Source organism: Caulobacter sp. 17J80-11, assembly GCF_014349105.1.
In the GTDB taxonomy this organism is placed as follows: domain Bacteria; phylum Pseudomonadota; class Alphaproteobacteria; order Caulobacterales; family Caulobacteraceae; genus 17J80-11.
In genome coordinates this window covers 94,499-111,107 of sequence record NZ_JACSJI010000012.1, presented here as the reverse complement: position 1 = coordinate 111,107, position 16,609 = coordinate 94,499, and the positions used below count along the sequence as shown (strand labels likewise).

Annotated in this window: 16 protein-coding genes and 3 tRNA genes; 9 read left to right on the top strand and 10 right to left on the bottom strand. The window is 71.2% G+C overall.

What is annotated here, in order from left to right; translation table 11 throughout:
- The 3 genes from H8B08_RS19290 to H8B08_RS13440 all read right to left on the bottom strand — a co-directional run.
- A partial coding sequence (locus H8B08_RS19290; RefSeq protein WP_245158267.1) for a hypothetical protein occupies positions 1-77 on the bottom strand: 77 nt, incomplete at its 3' end.
- Between the two features lie 45 nt (positions 78-122).
- A tRNA-Gly gene (locus H8B08_RS13445) sits at positions 123-196 on the bottom strand.
- A 78-nt stretch (positions 197-274) separates the two neighbouring features.
- Positions 275-358, bottom strand: a tRNA-Tyr gene (locus tag H8B08_RS13440).
- A gap of 149 nt (positions 359-507) precedes the next feature.
- Here H8B08_RS13440 and rlmB point away from each other — a divergent pair.
- From rlmB to H8B08_RS13420, 4 genes are all read left to right on the top strand, one after another.
- The gene (gene rlmB, locus H8B08_RS13435) at positions 508-1,341 is read left to right on the top strand and encodes a 23S rRNA (guanosine(2251)-2'-O)-methyltransferase RlmB (protein WP_187450702.1); all 834 of its coding nucleotides are present in this window, start codon (positions 508-510) and stop codon (positions 1,339-1,341) included.
- Positions 1,342-1,524: 183 nt separating this feature from the next.
- Positions 1,525-2,274: a hypothetical protein gene (locus H8B08_RS13430; protein ID WP_187450701.1), complete on the top strand. Its 750-nt coding sequence runs from the start codon at positions 1,525-1,527 to the stop codon at positions 2,272-2,274.
- Positions 2,275-2,516: 242 nt separating this feature from the next.
- Positions 2,517-3,281, top strand: coding sequence for a YjbE family putative metal transport protein (locus tag H8B08_RS13425; RefSeq protein WP_187450700.1), 765 nt, complete (start codon positions 2,517-2,519; stop codon positions 3,279-3,281).
- Between the two features lie 2 nt (positions 3,282-3,283).
- On the top strand, positions 3,284-3,628 hold the full coding sequence (locus tag H8B08_RS13420; protein ID WP_187450699.1) for a hypothetical protein: 345 nt from the start codon (positions 3,284-3,286) through the stop codon (positions 3,626-3,628).
- Between the two features lie 235 nt (positions 3,629-3,863).
- Here the strand turns inward: H8B08_RS13420 and metG are convergent, their stop codons facing one another.
- From metG to H8B08_RS13405, 3 genes are all read right to left on the bottom strand, one after another.
- Positions 3,864-5,582 carry a methionine--tRNA ligase gene (gene metG, locus H8B08_RS13415; protein ID WP_187450698.1) on the bottom strand — a complete coding sequence of 573 codons (1,719 nt, stop codon included), beginning with the start codon at positions 5,580-5,582 and terminating at the stop codon, positions 3,864-3,866.
- 217 nt (positions 5,583-5,799) lie between these two features.
- A complete protein-coding gene (locus tag H8B08_RS13410; protein ID WP_187450697.1) occupies positions 5,800-7,491 on the bottom strand; it encodes an AMP-binding protein in 1,692 nt (563 codons plus the stop codon).
- Positions 7,492-7,553: 62 nt separating this feature from the next.
- Positions 7,554-8,105, bottom strand: a complete 552-nt coding sequence (locus H8B08_RS13405) for a DUF1697 domain-containing protein (RefSeq protein WP_187450696.1) — start codon at positions 8,103-8,105, stop codon at positions 7,554-7,556.
- 64 nt (positions 8,106-8,169) lie between these two features.
- Here H8B08_RS13405 and H8B08_RS13400 point away from each other — a divergent pair, with 64 nt between their 5' ends.
- The gene (locus tag H8B08_RS13400) at positions 8,170-9,162 is read left to right on the top strand and encodes an NUDIX domain-containing protein (protein ID WP_187450695.1); all 993 of its coding nucleotides are present in this window, start codon (positions 8,170-8,172) and stop codon (positions 9,160-9,162) included.
- On the opposite strand, the gene H8B08_RS13395 is transcribed toward H8B08_RS13400, so the two are convergent.
- Positions 9,163-12,345, bottom strand: a complete 3,183-nt coding sequence (locus tag H8B08_RS13395) for a PAS domain S-box protein (RefSeq protein WP_187450694.1) — start codon at positions 12,343-12,345, stop codon at positions 9,163-9,165.
- A 188-nt stretch (positions 12,346-12,533) separates the two neighbouring features.
- A complete protein-coding gene (locus H8B08_RS13390; RefSeq protein ID WP_187450693.1) occupies positions 12,534-13,004 on the bottom strand; it encodes a YbjN domain-containing protein in 471 nt (156 codons plus the stop codon).
- 113 nt (positions 13,005-13,117) lie between these two features.
- Between H8B08_RS13390 and H8B08_RS13385 the strand changes: the two genes are divergently transcribed.
- The 3 genes from H8B08_RS13385 to H8B08_RS13375 all read left to right on the top strand — a co-directional run bounded on the left by H8B08_RS13385 (position 13,118) and on the right by H8B08_RS13375 (position 14,048).
- Positions 13,118-13,687 carry an NADPH-dependent FMN reductase gene (locus H8B08_RS13385; RefSeq protein WP_187450692.1) on the top strand — a complete coding sequence of 190 codons (570 nt, stop codon included), beginning with the start codon at positions 13,118-13,120 and terminating at the stop codon, positions 13,685-13,687.
- 21 nt (positions 13,688-13,708) lie between these two features.
- On the top strand, positions 13,709-13,927 hold the full coding sequence (locus H8B08_RS13380) for a dodecin (RefSeq protein ID WP_187450691.1): 219 nt from the start codon (positions 13,709-13,711) through the stop codon (positions 13,925-13,927).
- 45 nt (positions 13,928-13,972) lie between these two features.
- Positions 13,973-14,048: transfer RNA gene (locus tag H8B08_RS13375), tRNA-Thr, on the top strand.
- 15 nt (positions 14,049-14,063) lie between these two features.
- On the opposite strand, the gene H8B08_RS13370 is transcribed toward H8B08_RS13375, so the two are convergent.
- Positions 14,064-14,642, bottom strand: coding sequence for a polymer-forming cytoskeletal protein (locus H8B08_RS13370; RefSeq protein ID WP_222934472.1), 579 nt, complete (start codon positions 14,640-14,642; stop codon positions 14,064-14,066).
- A 106-nt stretch (positions 14,643-14,748) separates the two neighbouring features.
- On the opposite strand from H8B08_RS13370, the gene H8B08_RS13365 reads away from it, so the two are divergent.
- Complete coding sequence (locus H8B08_RS13365; RefSeq protein ID WP_222934471.1) at positions 14,749-14,994, top strand: GFA family protein; 246 nt, start codon at positions 14,749-14,751, stop codon at positions 14,992-14,994.
- Here H8B08_RS13365 and H8B08_RS13360 read toward each other — a convergent pair whose 3' ends face one another.
- Entirely contained in the window at positions 14,995-16,557 is a 1,563-nt protein-coding gene (locus H8B08_RS13360) for an acetyl-CoA hydrolase/transferase family protein (RefSeq protein WP_370545475.1), read from the bottom strand.
- Positions 16,558-16,609 lie beyond the last annotated feature (52 nt).

The following is a 16,609-nucleotide window of genomic DNA, read 5'->3' as shown; positions in this document are numbered from 1 at the left end:
GTCTTGCCGTGGTCGACGTGACCGATCGTGCCGATGTTGCAGTGCGGCTTGTTACGTTCGAACTTTTCCTTGGCCATCAGGTCACCTTCGCGGCGTCGGCTAGAGTGGGAAATTCAAAGAGTTGGAGCGGGTAGCGGGAATCGAACCCGCATCCTCAGCTTGGAAGGCTGCTGCACTACCATTGTGCTATACCCGCGATGCGGTGGCGGCGGTTCGCGCCGTCTCCTTCCTACTGAGCCGGGGCCCATCGCCGTCCAGCCTCGAAACTCGCGCGTGGTGGGGGAAGCAGGACTCGAACCTGCGAAGCTTACGCAGCGGATTTACAGTCCGCCCCCTTTGCCGCTCGGGACATTCCCCCAAGCGCGAGTTCCGGAGCTTCGGTCGTCCGCAAGCCTTCGAAACGAAAACTCACGAACAAAAAGCCTCTGACGTCCTCGCCGGCCTGTTATAGGAGCGCCGGTTCAGTCGCCGGAGGCCCGAAGGCCCCAAATCGGAGCGCGTCTTATAGTGGCCTCTTTCCGTGAACGCAACGACCGCAAGGCCCGATCTGAACAGGTTGGAAAAAGCGGCGGCGATCGCCAGAAAAATCAACGCCCTCAACGATCTAGCCAGGGCCGGGTGGATCCCGAGGGCTGGTTGTGGGGCTGGCACGCGGTAGAAGCCGCGCTGGCCAACCCCGCTCGCGAGGGGCCGATGCGCCTTCTGGCGACCCCGGAAAAGGCCCGCGAGCTGGAATCGCGAATCCCCCGCGAGCGCCGCGACCTGCGCGTCGAGCCGGTCGACGCCCACGAACTGTCGCGCATGCTGCCCCAGGGCGCCGTGCACCAGGGCGTGGCGCTGCGCGCCGCCCCGCTGGAAGGCGTCAGCCTGCACGAGTTGGCCGAGGGGCGCTCGGGCGTCATCGTCATGCTGGACCAGGTCACCGACCCGCAGAACGTCGGCGCCATCTTCCGCTCGGCGCTGGCCTTCGGGGCCAAGGGCGTGATCCTGCAGGACCGCCACGCCCCCGCTCTGTCCGGCGCGCTGGCCAAGGCCGCCACCGGCGCCACCGAGCGCCTGCCCTGCGCGCGCGTGACCAACCTGTCGCGCGCGCTGGAGACTCTCGCCGACCTGGGCTGGCGGGCGGTGGGCCTGGACGGCTCGGCCGAGCTGACCCTGGCCGAGGCGCTCGACGGCGGCCCGACCGTCCTGGTGATGGGTTCCGAAGGCGAAGGCATCCGCCGGTTGGTGGCCGAGCACTGCGACGTGCTGGCCAAGATCCCCATGCCCGGCGGCTTCGAGAGCCTGAACGTCTCCAACGCCGCGGCCGTGGCCCTGTACGAAGCCTCCCGGCCGCGCTGACTTATCCCTCCGGGTTTCCCCGGAGGCGCCCTCGCCCGTGACGCGAAAAGAACATTGATCTTTGAACGTCGCGGGCGTTCTACTTAGGGGAGTCGCGGGGGCGACGGAGGCTGTGCCATGTCCCTGCGTGCGCTTTTCCTCGCCAGCGTTCTGACATTGCCCGCCTTGGCGGCGTGCTCGCGCGTGGCCGATCAGACCGCCCTGCCCTACGCCACGGCCGAAGCCGAGACCGCCGAGACGCCCGACCTGGCCGGCGGGCCGGACTCCGTGGGCGACGCCGCCCAGCGCGCCGCCATGGACGCCGCCGTCGACGCCGCCCTCTCCGGGGCCGAGGCGGCTCCCGCCCCGCCCACCGTGCTGATCGTCTCCAACACGCCGATCCCGAACCCGGGCGACCCCGTGCGCCCGGCCGGCGTGTTGCGCATCGCCATGGCCCCGGTGCCGAACCCCGACGCAGCCCCGCGGTCCGCCCCGGCCCTGCTCGGCGCCCCCGAAGGCGAGCCGGCTCCGGCCATGGAGCTGGCCGGCGCGCCCGAAAAGCCCAAGCACGTGGGCGCCATGGTCGAGGCCGCCGCCGCGCCCGAGCCCGCTGCGAAACCCGCCGCCGCGCCGGCCCGCCGGGTCCACGCCAGCCTGGCCGCCGCCGCGCCGAAGCCTGCCGTCGCGCCCGAGCCCCAGGCCGCACCGATCGAGGTCGCCGCGGTCGAGGCGCCGCCGCCCGCCACGCCGATGGAGGCGGTGCTGGGCACGGCCGCGCCGCCGCCGCCCGAGGACGTCCAACTGCCGCGCGTCGCCGCCGGCGTCACCCCGGCCGACACCGACGGACCGATGTCGCCGCTGGTCTGGCTCTCGGGCCTGGCCGTGGTGGTGGTCGGCGGCGTGTTCGCCGCCGTGCGCCTGATCCGCCGCGAACGCGAACCGCTGCGGGCTTAATTCGAGAGCCGTCCCTTCTCCCCTCGCGGGAGAAGGTGGCGCGCGGAGCGCGTCGAATGAGGGGTGCAAGCGCGACGCTTGAACCGCCGGAGCCTCCACGCGCTCTGTTCTGATCCGGTGGCGCCGTCACCCCTCATCCGGCCGGCTCCGCCGGCCACCTTCGCCCGCAAGGGGAGAAGGAGAGTCGCAAGCGCGCCGCCATCGCGCTTGCGGACCGGACGTTCCTGACCCAACAAGGACGCATGCTCGATTCACTCTTCCACGGCGACGTCGCGGCGCAGCTTTCGGCCCTGTTCAAGGTGCTGATGATCGACCTGGTGCTGGCCGGGGACAACGCCGTGGCCGTGGGCCTGGCCGCCGCCGGCCTGCCGCACGACCAGCGCAAGAAGGTCATCCTCTGGGGCCTGGGCGCGGCGGTGATCCTGCGCATCGCCTTCGCCCTGATCACCACCCAGTTGCTGGGCCTGATCGGCCTGCTGCTCGCCGGCGGCGTGCTGCTGCTGTGGGTGTGCTGGAAGATGTGGCGCGAGCTGCGCGAGCAGGGCCGCGAGGCCGGGGCGCGCGGCGAGGCGGCGCTCGAGGACGCCACCGGCGTGGACGTGAACTGCTCCGACGAGATGGGCGGCGCGGCGGCTGTTCCCGCCAAGCAGAAGACCTTCCGCCAGGCCTTCCTGCAGATCTTCATCGCCGACCTGTCCATGTCGCTCGACAACGTTCTGGCCGTGGCCGGCGCGGCGCGCGAGCACCCGGGCGTGCTGGTGTTCGGGCTCATCCTGTCCATCGCCCTGATGGGCGTGGCGGCGACCTGGATCGCCAAGCTGCTGCACAAGCACCGCTGGATCGGCTTCCTGGGCCTGTTCGTGGTGCTCTACGTGGCCCTGCACATGATCTGGGAGGGCCACCGCCAGGTGGTCGTCGATCTGGGCCGGGTCGAACAGTACAACGCCTTCATGCCGGGCCCGCTTGAGATCGGGCCGGCCGAGAAGGCCAAGTTTATGGCCCACTGACCATGTCCGAGATTTCCCCCGAGGTCGAAGCCCTGCTCGAGCGCGTGGCGCGCCTGGAGCAGAAGGTCGAGGTCCAGAGCGGCGCGGTCGCCGCCCTCATGCAGCTGGCCCTGATGCGGCCGACCGCGCTCAGCTGGTACGACACGCCCGACGGCGGCGACTTCAAGGCCCGCCTGGCCGCGCCGCTGGAGCTGGAAGGCGTGGTCGCCAAGGCCCAGCTGGGCCACCTGCGCCAGGCCGAGCCGCACGGTCACAGCGAGATGTTCGTGCTGGGCTGGCGCGCGGTCACCGAGGACCTGGCCCGCGCGCTGCAGCTCTGGCAGGGGCCGCTGACGCCGGCGCAGTAGCGGGCGCGCGCGCCCGCTACGTTCCTCTCCCAGCGGAGCGCGCGCTTTCCACCCCACAAACCGCCACCCTCGGGCTTGTCCCGAGGGCCCAGGGTTCAGCCCCCACGAACTGCGCCGGGTTCGCGCGGACATCGACGCGCGAGCGCGTTCATCCGCTCTGCTACGGACGACTGGGCCCTCGGGACAAGCCCGAGGGTGACGATCCTTCGTGTACGTCGCGCCTGAGCGCGGCGGCTTACGCCGCCGGCTGCTCCGCCCCGCCGAACCGCTCCGCCCACTCCGCCACCATGGCGTCGTCGATCTTCTTGAACAGCACGTCCGGCGCCTTCACCGGCGCGCCGGGCTGAAGCTTGCTCAGCTCCGCCTTGCCGTCCGCGCTCGGCCAGGGCAGCGGCAGTTCCAGGCCCACGCCGCCGCCGATGGCGATCGAGGCGAAGGGCAGGATCGGCTGGCTGACGGCGGCGAACAGGGCGACCAGGTTCAGGCCGGTGCGCACCACCACGGCGGCGCGGTCGCGGTCGGTCTTGATCGCGGTCCACGGCGCGGCCTCGGTCAGGTACTCGTTGCCCAGCACCCACAGCCGGCGAACGGCCTGGGCCGCCTTGCGGTACTCCATGGCCTCGAACTGCTCGGCCGCCTCCTTCAGAGCCTCGGAGACGTCGGCGTAGAGCTTCTCCTCCAGCGGCCCCGCCTCGCCGCCTTCCGGCACCACGCCGTCGAAACGGGTCTCGGTGAACTTCAGGATGCGGTTGACGAAGTTGCCCAGCACGTCGGCCAGGTCCTTGTTGGTGGCCGCCTGGAACTGCTCCCAGGTGAAGGCGGTGTCGGAGTGCTCCGGCGCGTAAGCCGTCAGGTACCAGCGCCAATAGTCGGCCGGCAGCAACTCCAGCGCCTGGTCCATGAACACGCCGCGGTTCATGCTGGTGGAGAACTTGCCGCCGTACCAGTTCAGCCAGTTGAAGGCCTTCAGCACGTCGACCGTCTTCCACGGCTCGCCCGAGCCCAGGATGGTGGCCGGGAAGCTGACGGTGTGGAAGGCGACGTTGTCCTTGCCCATCACCTGTACGTAGCGGACGTCGGCGGCGCCCTCGTCCAGCCGCCACCAGCGCTTCCAGTCGTTCCCCGTGGCTTCGGCCCACTCGACGGTCGAGCCGATGTACTCCACCGGCGCGTCGAACCAGACGTAGAACACCTTGTCCTCGAAGCCGGGACGCGGATAGCCGCCCTGGGTCACGGGGATGCCCCAGGCCAGGTCGCGGGTGATGCCGCGGTCGATCAGCCCCTCGTCCAGGTGCTTGTAGCCGATCGAGCGGGCCAGGCTGGCGAACTCGGTCTTGGAGTCCAGCCAGGCGCGGATCTTGTCCTCGACCTTGGTCTGCAGCAGGTACAGGTGGCGGGTGTCGCGCACCTCCAGGTTCTTCGAGCCCGACACGGTCGAGTACGGGTCCTGCAGGTCGGTCGGGTCCAGCAGCCGCCCGCAGTTGTCGCACTGGTCGCCGCGCGCCTTCGGGTAGCCGCAGTGCGGGCAGGTGCCCTCGACATAGCGGTCGGGCAGGAAGCGCTTGTCGTCGATCGAATAGATCATCCGGTCGACGCGCTCTTCGATCAGGCCGTTCTTTTCCAGCGCCTCGGCGAAGTGCTGGGTCAGCCGGTGGTTCGGCGGGTTGGACGAGCGGCCGAACCAGTCGAACGACAGGCCGAACGCCTCGCCCGCCTGCTTCTGGATCACGTGCTGCTCGTCGCAATAGGTGCGCACGTCCTGCCCGGCGGCGGCGGCGGCCAGTTCGGCCGGCGTGCCGTGCTCGTCGGTGGCGCAGATGTACAGCACCTCGTGCCCGCGGGCCCGCTGGAAGCGCGCATAGACGTCGGCCGGCAGCATCGACCCGGCCAGGTTGCCGAGGTGCTTGATGCCGTTGATGTAAGGCAGGGCCGAGGTGACGAGAATGCGGGCCATGGCGTCCGTGTGCGTTGAGAGCCGCCCGGTATAGTGGGGCGCGGCGAGAGGCGGAAGCCCGCCCAGATCTCCCCCCGAGCGAAGCGCTGGGGGGAGCAGGCGGCTGAAAGCCGCCGTGGGGGGCTCCAGCGGAGTGCGCCGCTTCCGTCGCGCCAGGACGAGCCCCCTCCACCACGCTACGCGTGGTCCCCCTCCCCCAGAGGGGGAGGATCTTGGCTCACGCCGTCTTCGCCACGTCCACGCCCAGTTCCTCGATCATCGCCTCGCGGATGACGAACTTCTGCACCTTGCCGGTCACCGTCATCGGGAAGGCGTCCACGAAGCGCACGTAGCGCGGGACCTTGTAGTGGGCGATCTGGCCGCGGCAGAACTCGGCCACCTCGGCTTCGGCCATGGCCTCGCCCGGCTTCAGCCGGATCCAGGCGCAGATCTCCTCGCCGTACTTGCTGTCCGGCACGCCGACCACGGCGACGTCCTCGATCTTGGGGTGGCGGTAGAGGAACTCCTCGACCTCGCGCGGATAGACGTTCTCGCCGCCGCGCACGACCATGTCCTTCAGCCGGCCGACGATGTTGCCGTAGCCCTCGAAATCGATGACGGCCAGGTCGCCGGTGTGCATCCAGCCCTCGGCGTCGACCGCCTCGGCGGTCTTCTCCGGATCGTCCCAGTAGCCCAGCATCACCGAATAGCCGCGGGTGCACAGTTCGCCGGGTGTCCCGCGCGGAGCGATTTCGCCGTCGGCGCCGACCACCTTCACCTCCAGGTGCGGCTGCACCCGCCCGATGGTCGAGACCCGCCGCTCGACCGGATCGGCCGGCGAGGACTGGAAGCTCACCGGGCTCGTTTCGGTCATGCCGTAGGCGATGGTGACGTCGGCCATGTGCATGCGCCCGATCACCTGGCGCATGACCTCGACCGGACAGGGCGCGCCGGCCATCACGCCGGTGCGCAGGCTGGACAGGTCGAAGCGCTCGAACTCCGGATGGGCCAGCTCGGCGATGAACATGGTCGGGACGCCGTACAGAGACGTGCAGCGCTCCTTCTCGATCGCCGCCAGCACCGCGCCGGGCTCGAAGGCGTCGGCCGGATAGACCATGGTCGCCCCGTGGGTCAGGCAGGCCAGGTTGGCCATCACCATGCCGAAGCAGTGGTAGAGCGGCACGGGCACGCACAGCCGGTCGCCCTCGCGCAGGCCCTGAGCGCGGCCCACGAAGAAGCCGTTGTTCAGGATGTTGCGATGGCTGAGCGTGGCGCCCTTCGGCTGGCCGGTGGTGCCGCTGGTGAACTGGATGTTGACCGGGTCGGCGCTGGAGACGCCCGCCGCGATCCGGTCCAGCGCCTCGCGATGGGCGGGGCCGCCCAGCGCCGGCAAGTCGTCGAAGCGCAGCCAGCCGGGCCGGGGTTCGCCGCCGATCTTGATCACCGCGCGCAGGTCGGGAGCGCGCTCGCAGAACAGCTCGCCCGGGCACTCGTCGGCGACGGCCGGGCACAGGGCCTCGACCATGGCCACGTAGTCGCTGGTCTTGAACCGCTCGGCCACGACCAGCGCGCTGATGCCGACCTTGTTCAGCGTGTATTCCAGCTCCGCCTGGCGGTAGGCGGGATTGACCGTGACCAGGATCAGCCCGGCCTCGGCGGCGGCGAACTGGGTCAGCACCCACTCGGCGTTGTTGGGCGACCAGATACCGATCCGGTCGCCAACCTCCAGACCGAGAGCCAGCAGGCCGGCGGCCACCTGTTGCGCCCGCTCGCGCAGCTCGCGCCAGGTCAGGCGCACGCCTTGATGGACCGAGACCAGCGCCTCCTGCTCGCCCCAGCGCTCGGCCGCGCGGGCCAGGGCCTGGCCGATGGTCAGCTCGGACAGCGGCGGCTCGGCGGGCCCGCGGACATAACTCAGGCTGCTCGGCATCACGATCTCCAGCGGCCCCGCATGGACTATAGCCCGGCCCGAGGCCTCCGCCAGATCGGGATTCAGCCCGAAGGGGCGACCATCGCCCGCAGCTTCCGCGTGGTGTTCCAGTTGCGCGCCGTGCCGCGGGTCCCGAGCTTGCGATCGATCAGGGCGTTGGTCAGCTTCGAGGTCCCCGCCCCGTTCGGATAGACCAGGAAGGCCTCGCGCCCGACCACCTCGACCTGTTCGGGCCAGCCCGCGATGGAGGCCTTCAGGGCGGCGATCTCAGCCGCCGCGGGGGCCGACTTCAGCGCCATGACGAAGGCGCGCGAGGGCTCCCGCTCGGCCTCGACCCGGAATGGATTGGCCGCGATCGCCGCGGTCCAATCCTCAGGACTGCGGACCATGACGTCGGTGTCCAGCCCCATCCGTTCGGAGAAAGCGGCCTCAAGCCGGCGCTCCAGCTCGCCGGCCGTCGTGCCCTCGGCCCCGAACACCAGGTTGCCGCTGGCCAGCAGCGAGCGGGGCTCGGCGAAACCCATTTCGGCCAGCAGGACGCGCAGCTCGGCGGCCGGGGCCTTGCGGTGGCCGCCGACGTTCACGCCGCGCAGCAGGGCGATCCAGGATTTCACGGCGACGCTCCCGACTCGAAGTTTCTCGGCTAGCTTGGCCGCCAGCGCGCAGCAGGAAAAGCAGATGCCGCCCTACGACCACGTCGTGCTCCTCGGCCGGTTCCAGCCGGTCCATGACGGCCACGCCGCCGCGCTCCGCCGCGCGCTGGCGCTGGGCCGCGAGGTGGTCGTGCTGATCGGCTCGGCCGACGCGCCGGTCAGCGCGCGCGATCCGTTCAGCTTCGACGAGCGCGCGGCGATGCTGCGGGCGGCGGCGGGCGCGGACGCCGGGCGGCTGAGCGTGCGCCCGGTGGTCGACCACCTCTACAACGAGGACGCCTGGCGGGCCGAAGTGCAGACCGCCCTCGCAGGACCGGCCGGCTCGGTCGCCCTTATCGGCCGCGAAGGCGCCGACGCGTGGCGCGACGCCTTTCCGAAGTGGGCGAAGGTCGACCTCGCGCCGGTCGAGGCCCCCTCTGCCGACGACCTGCGCCGGCAGCTGTTCTCCGACGATCCCGAGGCGCTGAAGGGCGTCCTGCCCGCCGCGGTGCTCGACCTGCTTCACACGCACCGCACGAGCGACGCGTTCGCCTACGCCGCCGAGGAATGGCGCCAGCTCGAAGCCTATCGCCAGGCCTGGTCGGTCGCCCCCTACCCGCCCGTCTTCGTCACCGTAGACTCCGTGGTGGTCTGCGACGCGCACCTGTTGCTGGTCGAGCGCGCCGGCCAGCCGGGCCGCGGCCTGTGGGCGCTGCCCGGCGGCTTCCTCGATCCGGACGAGACCACGCTGGCCGCCGCCGTGCGCGAGGTCGGCGAGGAGACCGGACTCGCCGCCGACATGCTGGAAGGCGCGCTGGTCGGCCGCGAAGTGTTCGACGCGCCGGACCGCTCCTTGCGCGAGCGCACCGTCACCCACGCCTTCCGCTTCGACCTGCCGCCCCAGCCCCTGCCGACCGTCGCCGGCGCGGACGACGCCGCCCAGGCGCGCTGGATCCCGCTGGCCGAGGTCCGGCGCATGCGCGGGCGGATGTTCGAGGACCACTACTTCATCGTCGAACGCCTGCTCGGCCTGGCCTGACTAGCGCAGCACCCGACGCAGCTCGGCGCGCAGTTCGCGCCCGTCGTAGGGCTTGTGCAGCACCGGCCAGCGGCCTTCGGCGCCCTCCAGCCGGTCGCTGGCGTAGCCGGTGGCCAGGATCACCTTCAGGTCGGGGCGCCTGGCCTTCACCGCGTCGGCCAGGTCGACCCCGCTCATGCCGCCGGGCATGACCACGTCGCTGAGCAGCAGCTTCACCTCCGGCGCCTGCTCCAGCCGCTGGAGCGCGGTCGGCCCGTCCGGGGCGCTGACCACCTCGCAGCCCATGTCCTGCAGCAGGGCCTCGGCCACCTGGCGAACGCCGGGGTCGTCCTCGACCAGCAGCACGCTGCAGCCCTTCTCCAGCGGCCGCGCGTCCTCCAGCTCCGCGGCCGGCTCGGCCTCGGCGACGCCGCCGGCGGCAGGCACGTAGAGGCGCACCGTCGTGCCGCGCCCGGGCGCGCTGTCGATCGTGACGGTCCCCGACAGCTGGCGGACCAGGCCGTAGACCTGGGCCAGGCCCAGGCCCGTGCCCTTGCCCACCTCCTTGGTGGTGAAGAACGGCTCGAAGGCGTGGGCGGCGACCTCCGCCGTCATGCCCCGGCCGGTGTCCTGGACGGCGATCACGGCGTAGTCGCCGGCCGGCAGGTCGGGAACCTCGCCATCGGACAGCTTTACGCGCGAGGCCCGCATCCGGATCTCGCCGCCGTCGGACACCGCCTCGCCGGCGTTGACCACCAGGTTCAGCAGGGCCGCCTCCAACTGGCCCGCGTCGACCAGGCCCGCCCCAAGGTCCGGATCGACGTCGACGGTGAGCGGCGTCGCCTCGCTGACCGCGCCGCGCAGCATGGGCTGGAAGCGGGCGATCAGGCCGGGCAGGTCGACCCGCTCCAGCTTCAGCTCCTGCCGGCGCGAGAAGGCCAGCATCTGTCGGGCCAGCCGTTCGCCGCGCCGGGCCGCCTCCAGGGCCGCCCCGCCCAGCCGCTGCACCCGGTCCGGATCCGGCTTGCGCAGGATCATGTCCAGCGCGCCGATGATCACCGTCAGCAGGTTGTTGAAGTCGTGGGCGATGCCGCCGGTCAGCCGGCCGACCGTCTCCATGCGCTGGGCCTGGGCCAGGGCCGCCTCGGCCTTGTGGCGCTGTTCGATGCTGGCCTCCAGCTCGGCCGTCCGTTCGGCCACCCGGCGTTCCAGCGCCTCGCTCTGCTCGACCGCCTCGGTGACGTCGCGGCTGAGCCCGCCGAACCAGCGCAACCGGTTCTGGTCGTCAAACAGCGGGAACATGGCCGTCTCGATCGCCCGGCGCCCGCCGTCGTCGGGGCGCACGATCTGGAACCGGACCCGCACCTTCTCGCCGCGCAGGGCGCGGGCGACGGCGCGAGAGACCGCGCGGCGGTCGTCGGGTGCGACCAGTTTCCACCAGTGGCCGACGTGGGCCAGGAAGGCCTCGGGCCGCTCGCCGGAGATCCGCTCGTAGGCCGGATTGAGATAGTCCAGCCGGCGATCAGGCGCGTCGATCAGCCAGACCACCTCCTCGGCGTGGTCGGCGAAGCTGCGCAGCTTCTTCTCGCTGAACCTCAGCGCCGCTTCGGCCCGGCGGCTGTCGGTGACGTCGCGGGTGATGCCGCCGTACCAGAGCGGCCGGCCGGCGTCGTCGCGGACCGGGAACTCGCCCTCGCTCAGCACGCGCTCTTCGCCGTCGGCGCGGATCACGCGGTACTCCAGCACCTGCCGCTCGCCGCGACGCACGCCGGCGTGGGCCGCCCGCACCGCCTCGACGTCGTCCGGATGGGCGTGGCGGGCGATGAATTCGGGGTCGGCGTAAAGCGCCTCGCGCGGCCAGCCGAACATGGCCTCGAACGCCGGGTTGGCGTAGCTGACCCGGCCGGTCTCCGCCTCGGCCATCCAGCAGCAGACCTCTTGGGTGGACTCCGAAAAGGCCCGGAAGCGCAGCTCGCTGTGACGCCAGCCCTCGACCGCCTCCTTCAGCTCGGTGACGTCCGCCCCGGCGCCGACGTAGCCCAGGAAACTTCCGTCCGGCCCGTAGTGCGGTGCGCCGGTCTCGTCGATCCAGCGCCATGAGCCGTCGCGGCTCAGCAGGCGGTACTGCATCCGGTAGGTCTCGCGCCGGTCGAAGGCGCCTTCGTAGGTCGCCACCGCCTCGGCGCGATCTTCGGGATGCACCAGCTGCGACCAGTCATTCAGCAGCTGTTCGCCCAGGCTCTGACCGGTCAGGTCCAGCCAGCGCTTGTTGAACCAGTAGCAGCTCTTGTCCGGCCGCGAGAGCCAGACCAGCATGGGCGCGGTGTCGGCCAGCTCTCCGAACCGCTGCTCGCTCTCCACCACCGCCATCTGCGCGGTCTTCAGAGCGGTGACGTCGAAGCTGACCCCGCGCATGCCGCGGATCCGGCCCGAAGCGTCGCGCACCACCTCGCCGCGCGCGGCCAGCCAGACCACGCCGCCGTCGTCGCGCATCACCCGGTAGTCGGTCCAGTACGCCTTGCCCGAGCCGTTCAGCGCCGCGGTGTAGGCGGCGTGCGCCCGGTCGCGGTCGGCCGGATGCATCATGGCGAACTGCTGCTCGGTGGTCAGTTCGGCGTGCGGGGGCAGGCCCCACAGGCGCAGCAATTCCTCGCTGTTGTGCAAGCGGTCCGTGCGGGCGTCCCACCACCAGACCCCGACCCCGCCGGCGGCCTGGGCCAGGCGCAGGTTTTCGCGCGTGTCCTCGAGTTCGCGCTCGGCCGCGCGCGTCTCGGTCACGTCCTCGCCGGAGTTCAGCACGCCGATGACCCGCCCCTTGCGGTCGCGCAGCGGCGTGGAGCGCCAGACCATGCGCCGACGCGCGCCGTCCGCGGTCAGGACCTCGGCCTCCTGTTGCGCCGGCATCTCGCGCCGGCCAGCGGCGACGTCGGCGAGCAGGGCTTCGGCCGCCCTTCGGTTCTCCTCGGGGAGGAACTCCGCGATCCAGCGCCGCCCCACGATCGCCTCGCGCGGCGCGCCCAGCAGCTCCTCGCCCTTCAGATTGATGTCTCGAACGATCCCGTCAGCGTCGATCGCCAGCAGCACCACGCCGGCGAGATCGAAGCACTGCCGGGCCAGGGCGTCGCGCGAGCGCGGCCAACCGGGAGGCGCGGCCCCCATCTCCGGTTCGGCCCTGGCGCGGACGGAACGTCGCTTTGAGAGCATGGGTCTCCGCCTGCCCCCGGACGGGAAAACGGCCGGCGTCTGGAGTTGGTTCGCCCGGTCCGCGGGCGATGTCCGTCTTTCTACGGATACGTCAGGGGACGGCCCCGGGGCTCACCGGCGCTGGCGGCGACCGCGCCGGCGCTGGTCACCCGCCCGGCGTCCACCCCGCCTTGGCCGGCGGCGCGCCGCTACCAGTCGATCTGGGCCTTGATCTTGGGCAGCTGCATCAGCCAGACGCCGAAGTCGTCGTCCAGCGCCTCGTAGGTGCCGCCCGGGCTGAGGTTGACGTCGTACTGGAAGAACGGGTCCTTCGTCTCGTCCAGGTGGGCTTTGACGTAGCGGTTCGCCTTGTTCCAGCTGTTGACCGTGTCCAGGTCCGTGCCGTCGGTCAGGTCGAAGCCGGCGCTGAACTGCAGGGCCGAGCAGCGCCCCTGGTCCTTGCAGTCGTACATGTAGATGTCGAAGTTCACGCCGTCGGCGGCGCTGGCCACGTGCGTCTCGCCTTCGACCTTTTCCAGGTCGGCCTTGTAGCCCTGGGCGCCCAGCCATTCGGCGACCTCCTCGACGGTCAGGCCGCCGCCCGGGATGTCCTTCGCCGCCGCGCCGCCCCCCGCGGCCGCCACCAGGGCCGCCGTCGCGATCGCAATCCAACGCGTCATGGGTCCTGCCCCCGGTTGACCGAAGCTGAGCCATAACCAGCCGGCTCACGCATCCGTTCCTTGAGCCGCCCCCGGACGCGCGCTTAGTGGCGCCGGGGGCAGGAGTTCAGGACATGCGCCCCAGGCTTCACACCCTCATCTCCAGCACGCGCCCCGGCCGCGTCGGCCCGGCCATCGCTGGGTGGTTTCACGAACTGGCGCTCGAGCACGGCGGTTTCGACGCCCACCTGGTCGACCTGGCCGACTTCAACCTGCCGGTGCTGGACGAGCCCAACCACCCGATGAAGCAGGCCTACCAGCACGCCCACACCAGGGCCTGGGCGGAGAGCGTCCACGCCGCCGACGCCTACGTCTTCGTCACGCCCGAGCACAATTACGGGCCGCCCGCCTCGCTGGTGAACGCGCTGAACTACGTCTACCGCGAGTGGAACTACAAGCCGGCCGCCTTCGTCAGCTACGGCGGCGTCTCGGGCGGCCTGCGCGGCGTGCAGATCACCAAGCAGCTGCTGACCACGCTCAAGGTGGTGCCGCTGGTCGAGGCCGTGGTGATCCCGATGTTCGCCCAGCACATGGACCCGGCCGGCGGCTTCAAACCGACCGAAATGCACGAGACCTCGGCCAAGACCGCGCTCGCCGAGTTGAAGCGCTGGGCCGAGGCGCTGAAGCCGCTGCGGACCGCCTGAGCAGCACCCAGGGAGGAACAGATGAGCGACCACGTCTACAAGATCGTCGAGCTGGCCGGCACGTCGCAGGACGGCATCGAAGCCGCGATCCGCAACGCGCTGGGCCGCGCCGAGCAGACCCTGCGCAACCTGCGCTGGTTCGAGGTCACGCAGATCCGCGGCCACGTGAACGAGGGCCAGCCCTGCCACTTCCAGGTGATTCTCAAGGCCGGCTTCACGCTCGACGGCGAAGGCGGCTGACCCGGCGTTGCGCCCGCGCCCGGGCGGCGGCATAAACCGCCCCGGGCCGGTTTAGCTCAGTTGGTAGAGCAGCTGATTTGTAATCAGAAGGTCGCTGGTTCGATTCCGGCAACCGGCACCAGCGCCCCCCTCCCCGTCAGGCCGGCTTGCGGCGGCTCACGCCTTCGAACCGGGAGCCGGCTTCCAGCGTAAAGCTGTCGCTGGTCACGTCGCCCTCGACCTGAGCGTTGAGACGCACCCGCACCTCGTCGGCGACCAGGGCTCCCTTCACGCGGCCCAGCACCTCGATGCGCCGGCCAACGACCGTCCCGTCGACCCGGCCGCCGGCGCCGACCGTCACGTTCTGCGCGCGCACCTCGCCCTCGAACGGGCCGCCCAGGTGCACGTCGCCGTCCCCGGACAGGGTCCCGGCGAAGGTCAGGTCGCCAGCCAGGAAGGAGGCCGTCTTCGGCCGGGCGGCCGGAGCTGGCGCGCGCTCGGCCCGGGCCGGCTGGGCGGGCGCCGCGGCGGGCGCCGGAGCAGGCTCGGGCTTGGTCTCGGGCTTGGATGCGGTTTCCGGCTCAGCTTCGGCGACCGGCTCGGCCACGGGCGCGGCCGCCTCGCCGAGCTCGGCCGGCGGATCGATCGGGTCGCCCAGAAGCGCCCCCAGCAAGGCGTCGGTCGCGCTCGGCGCGGCGGCTTTCGGCTCGGCGGCGGGCTTCTTTCGGGCGAACATCGGCGAACTCCTGCAAAGCTTGAAAGCGATCGTCGCCCGCCGCAAGCTTGGCCGTCCACGTGCGCAAAGGTCGCACCCCCGCGGCGTCGGCGGCGCTTGCTCTGATTTGCAGGCGCCGCGGACCTTCGCCCGCGACGACCTCGAGGCGCCGGTGACCCGCGAGTTCTGCGGCCGCTGCGGCACCCATCTGGCCACCCGCCGGCCGGGCCTGGAGGCGGTGATCCTGAAGATCGGCATGCTCGACGAGCCGGCCCCCTATCGCGGCCCGAAGATGGCGATCTTCACCGTCGACAAGCAGGACTTCCACCACCTGCCCGACGGCCTGCCGGCCTTCGAGCGCCTGCCCGGCTGATCAGCCCGGCCGCATCGAGCCGGTCTCCAGATAGCGCCGGTGCCAGGACAGGGCCTCGTCCAGCAGCACCGGGGTCTGCAGGCCGTAGGACTCCTTCAGCGCCCGCTGAAAATAGTCCTCAAGCCCCGGCCGGTAGTCCGGATGGGCGCAATTTTCGATGATCGCCCGGGCCCGCTGCTTGGGCGACAGGCCGCGCAGGTCGGCCAGGCCCTGCTCGGTGACGATCACCTGCACGTCCTGGGTGATGTGGTCGACGTGGCTGGCCATCGGCACGATGGCTGAGATCTTGCCGCCCTTGGCGGTCGAGGGGGTCATGAACACCGAGATAAAGGCGTTGCGGGCGAAGTCGCCGGAGCCGCCGATGCCGTTCTGGATGCGCGAGCCCATCACGTGAGTGGAGTTCACCGCCCCGTAGATGTCGACCTCGATCAGGCCGTTCATGGCGATGCAGCCCAGCCGGCGGATCAGCTCGGGGTGGTTGCTGATTTCCTGCGGCCTCAGGATGATCTTGTCGCGATAGTCGGCCATGCGCGCGTTCATGGCCGCGGCCGCCTCCGGGCTCAGCGAGAAGGCGGTGGCCGAGGCGGACAGCATGCGGCCGCTGTCGAGCAGTTCCAGCATGCCGTCCTGGATCACCTCGGTGTAGGCGGTCAGGTTCTCGAACGGCCCGTCCTTCAGCCCGGTGAGCACGGCGTTGGCGATGTTGCCCACCCCCGACTGCAGCGGCAGCAGCGAAGCCGGCAGGCGGCCGCGCGCCACCTCGTGGCGGAAGAACTCCATCAGGTGGCCGGCGATGGCGCGCGCGGTCTCGTCGGGCGGGGTGAAGGGCGCGTTGCGGTCCGGCGCGTCGGTCTCGACGATGGCGACGATCTTGTCGGGATCGACCCGGAAGCCCGGCTCGCCGATCCGCTCGTCGGGGCGCACCAGCGGGATCGGCACCCGGTTCGGCGGCAGGGCCGTGCGGTAGTAGATGTCGTGCATCCCCTCCAGCGCCGGGTTCTGCCAGGCGTTGACCTCCAGGATCACCTGGTCGGCCCGCTCCAGCCAGGTCTTGTTGTTGCCCACCGACGAGGACGGGATCAGCGTGCCGTCCGGCCGGATCGCCGTCACCTCGATCACCGCCGTGTCCAGCGGGCCCAGGAAGCCCTCCCAGGCCATGGGCGCGACCTGGCTCAGGTGCATGTCCAGGTATTCCATCTCGCCGCGGTTGATGCGCTCGCGGGCGATCGGATCGGAGTTGTACGGCAGGCGGAACTCGATCCCGTCGGCCCGGGCCAGCGCGCCGTCCAGCTCCGGCCCCGTCGAGGCCCCGGTCCACACCCGCAGGCGCGAGCGCCGGCCCGCCGCCCGCTCCGCCTCGATGCGCGCGGCGAGCGCCAGCGGCACGGCCTTGGGATAGCCCGAGCCGGTGAAGCCGCTCATGCCGACCGTGCTGTTGGAGGCGATCAGGGCGGCGGCCGCCTCGGCCGGCATCACCTTGGCCCGCAGGGCGGGATTTCCGATCCGTTCGGGGGCGCTCATGGCGGCGCTTGTCTCCTGCTCTCGTCCCCCGCCCCGGGACATGCGCTCTCACGTCGGGCGGGCGCCCGCAAGCGGGGTCACGGGATTTTGTTTG

What these genes read in the sequence shown, in the direction of transcription:
- H8B08_RS13380 (WP_187450691.1), top strand. Translation starts at nt 13,709, where the DNA reads ATGAGCGACCACGTCTACAAGATCGTCGAGCTGGCCGGCACGTCGCAG.
- H8B08_RS13360 (WP_370545475.1), bottom strand. Translation starts at nt 16,557, where the DNA reads ATGTCCCGGGGCGGGGGACGAGAGCAGGAGACAAGCGCCGCCATGAGC.
- H8B08_RS13420 (WP_187450699.1), top strand. Translation starts at nt 3,284, where the DNA reads ATGTCCGAGATTTCCCCCGAGGTCGAAGCCCTGCTCGAGCGCGTGGCG.
- H8B08_RS13370 (WP_222934472.1), bottom strand. Translation starts at nt 14,642, where the DNA reads ATGTTCGCCCGAAAGAAGCCCGCCGCCGAGCCGAAAGCCGCCGCGCCG.
- H8B08_RS13410 (WP_187450697.1), bottom strand. Translation starts at nt 7,491, where the DNA reads ATGCCGAGCAGCCTGAGTTATGTCCGCGGGCCCGCCGAGCCGCCGCTG.
- H8B08_RS13425 (WP_187450700.1), top strand. Translation starts at nt 2,517, where the DNA reads ATGCTCGATTCACTCTTCCACGGCGACGTCGCGGCGCAGCTTTCGGCC.
- H8B08_RS13385 (WP_187450692.1), top strand. Translation starts at nt 13,118, where the DNA reads ATGCGCCCCAGGCTTCACACCCTCATCTCCAGCACGCGCCCCGGCCGC.
- metG (WP_187450698.1), bottom strand. Translation starts at nt 5,582, where the DNA reads ATGGCCCGCATTCTCGTCACCTCGGCCCTGCCTTACATCAACGGCATC.
- H8B08_RS13390 (WP_187450693.1), bottom strand. Translation starts at nt 13,004, where the DNA reads ATGACGCGTTGGATTGCGATCGCGACGGCGGCCCTGGTGGCGGCCGCG.
- H8B08_RS13395 (WP_187450694.1), bottom strand. Translation starts at nt 12,345, where the DNA reads ATGCTCTCAAAGCGACGTTCCGTCCGCGCCAGGGCCGAACCGGAGATG.
- H8B08_RS13400 (WP_187450695.1), top strand. Translation starts at nt 8,170, where the DNA reads ATGCCGCCCTACGACCACGTCGTGCTCCTCGGCCGGTTCCAGCCGGTC.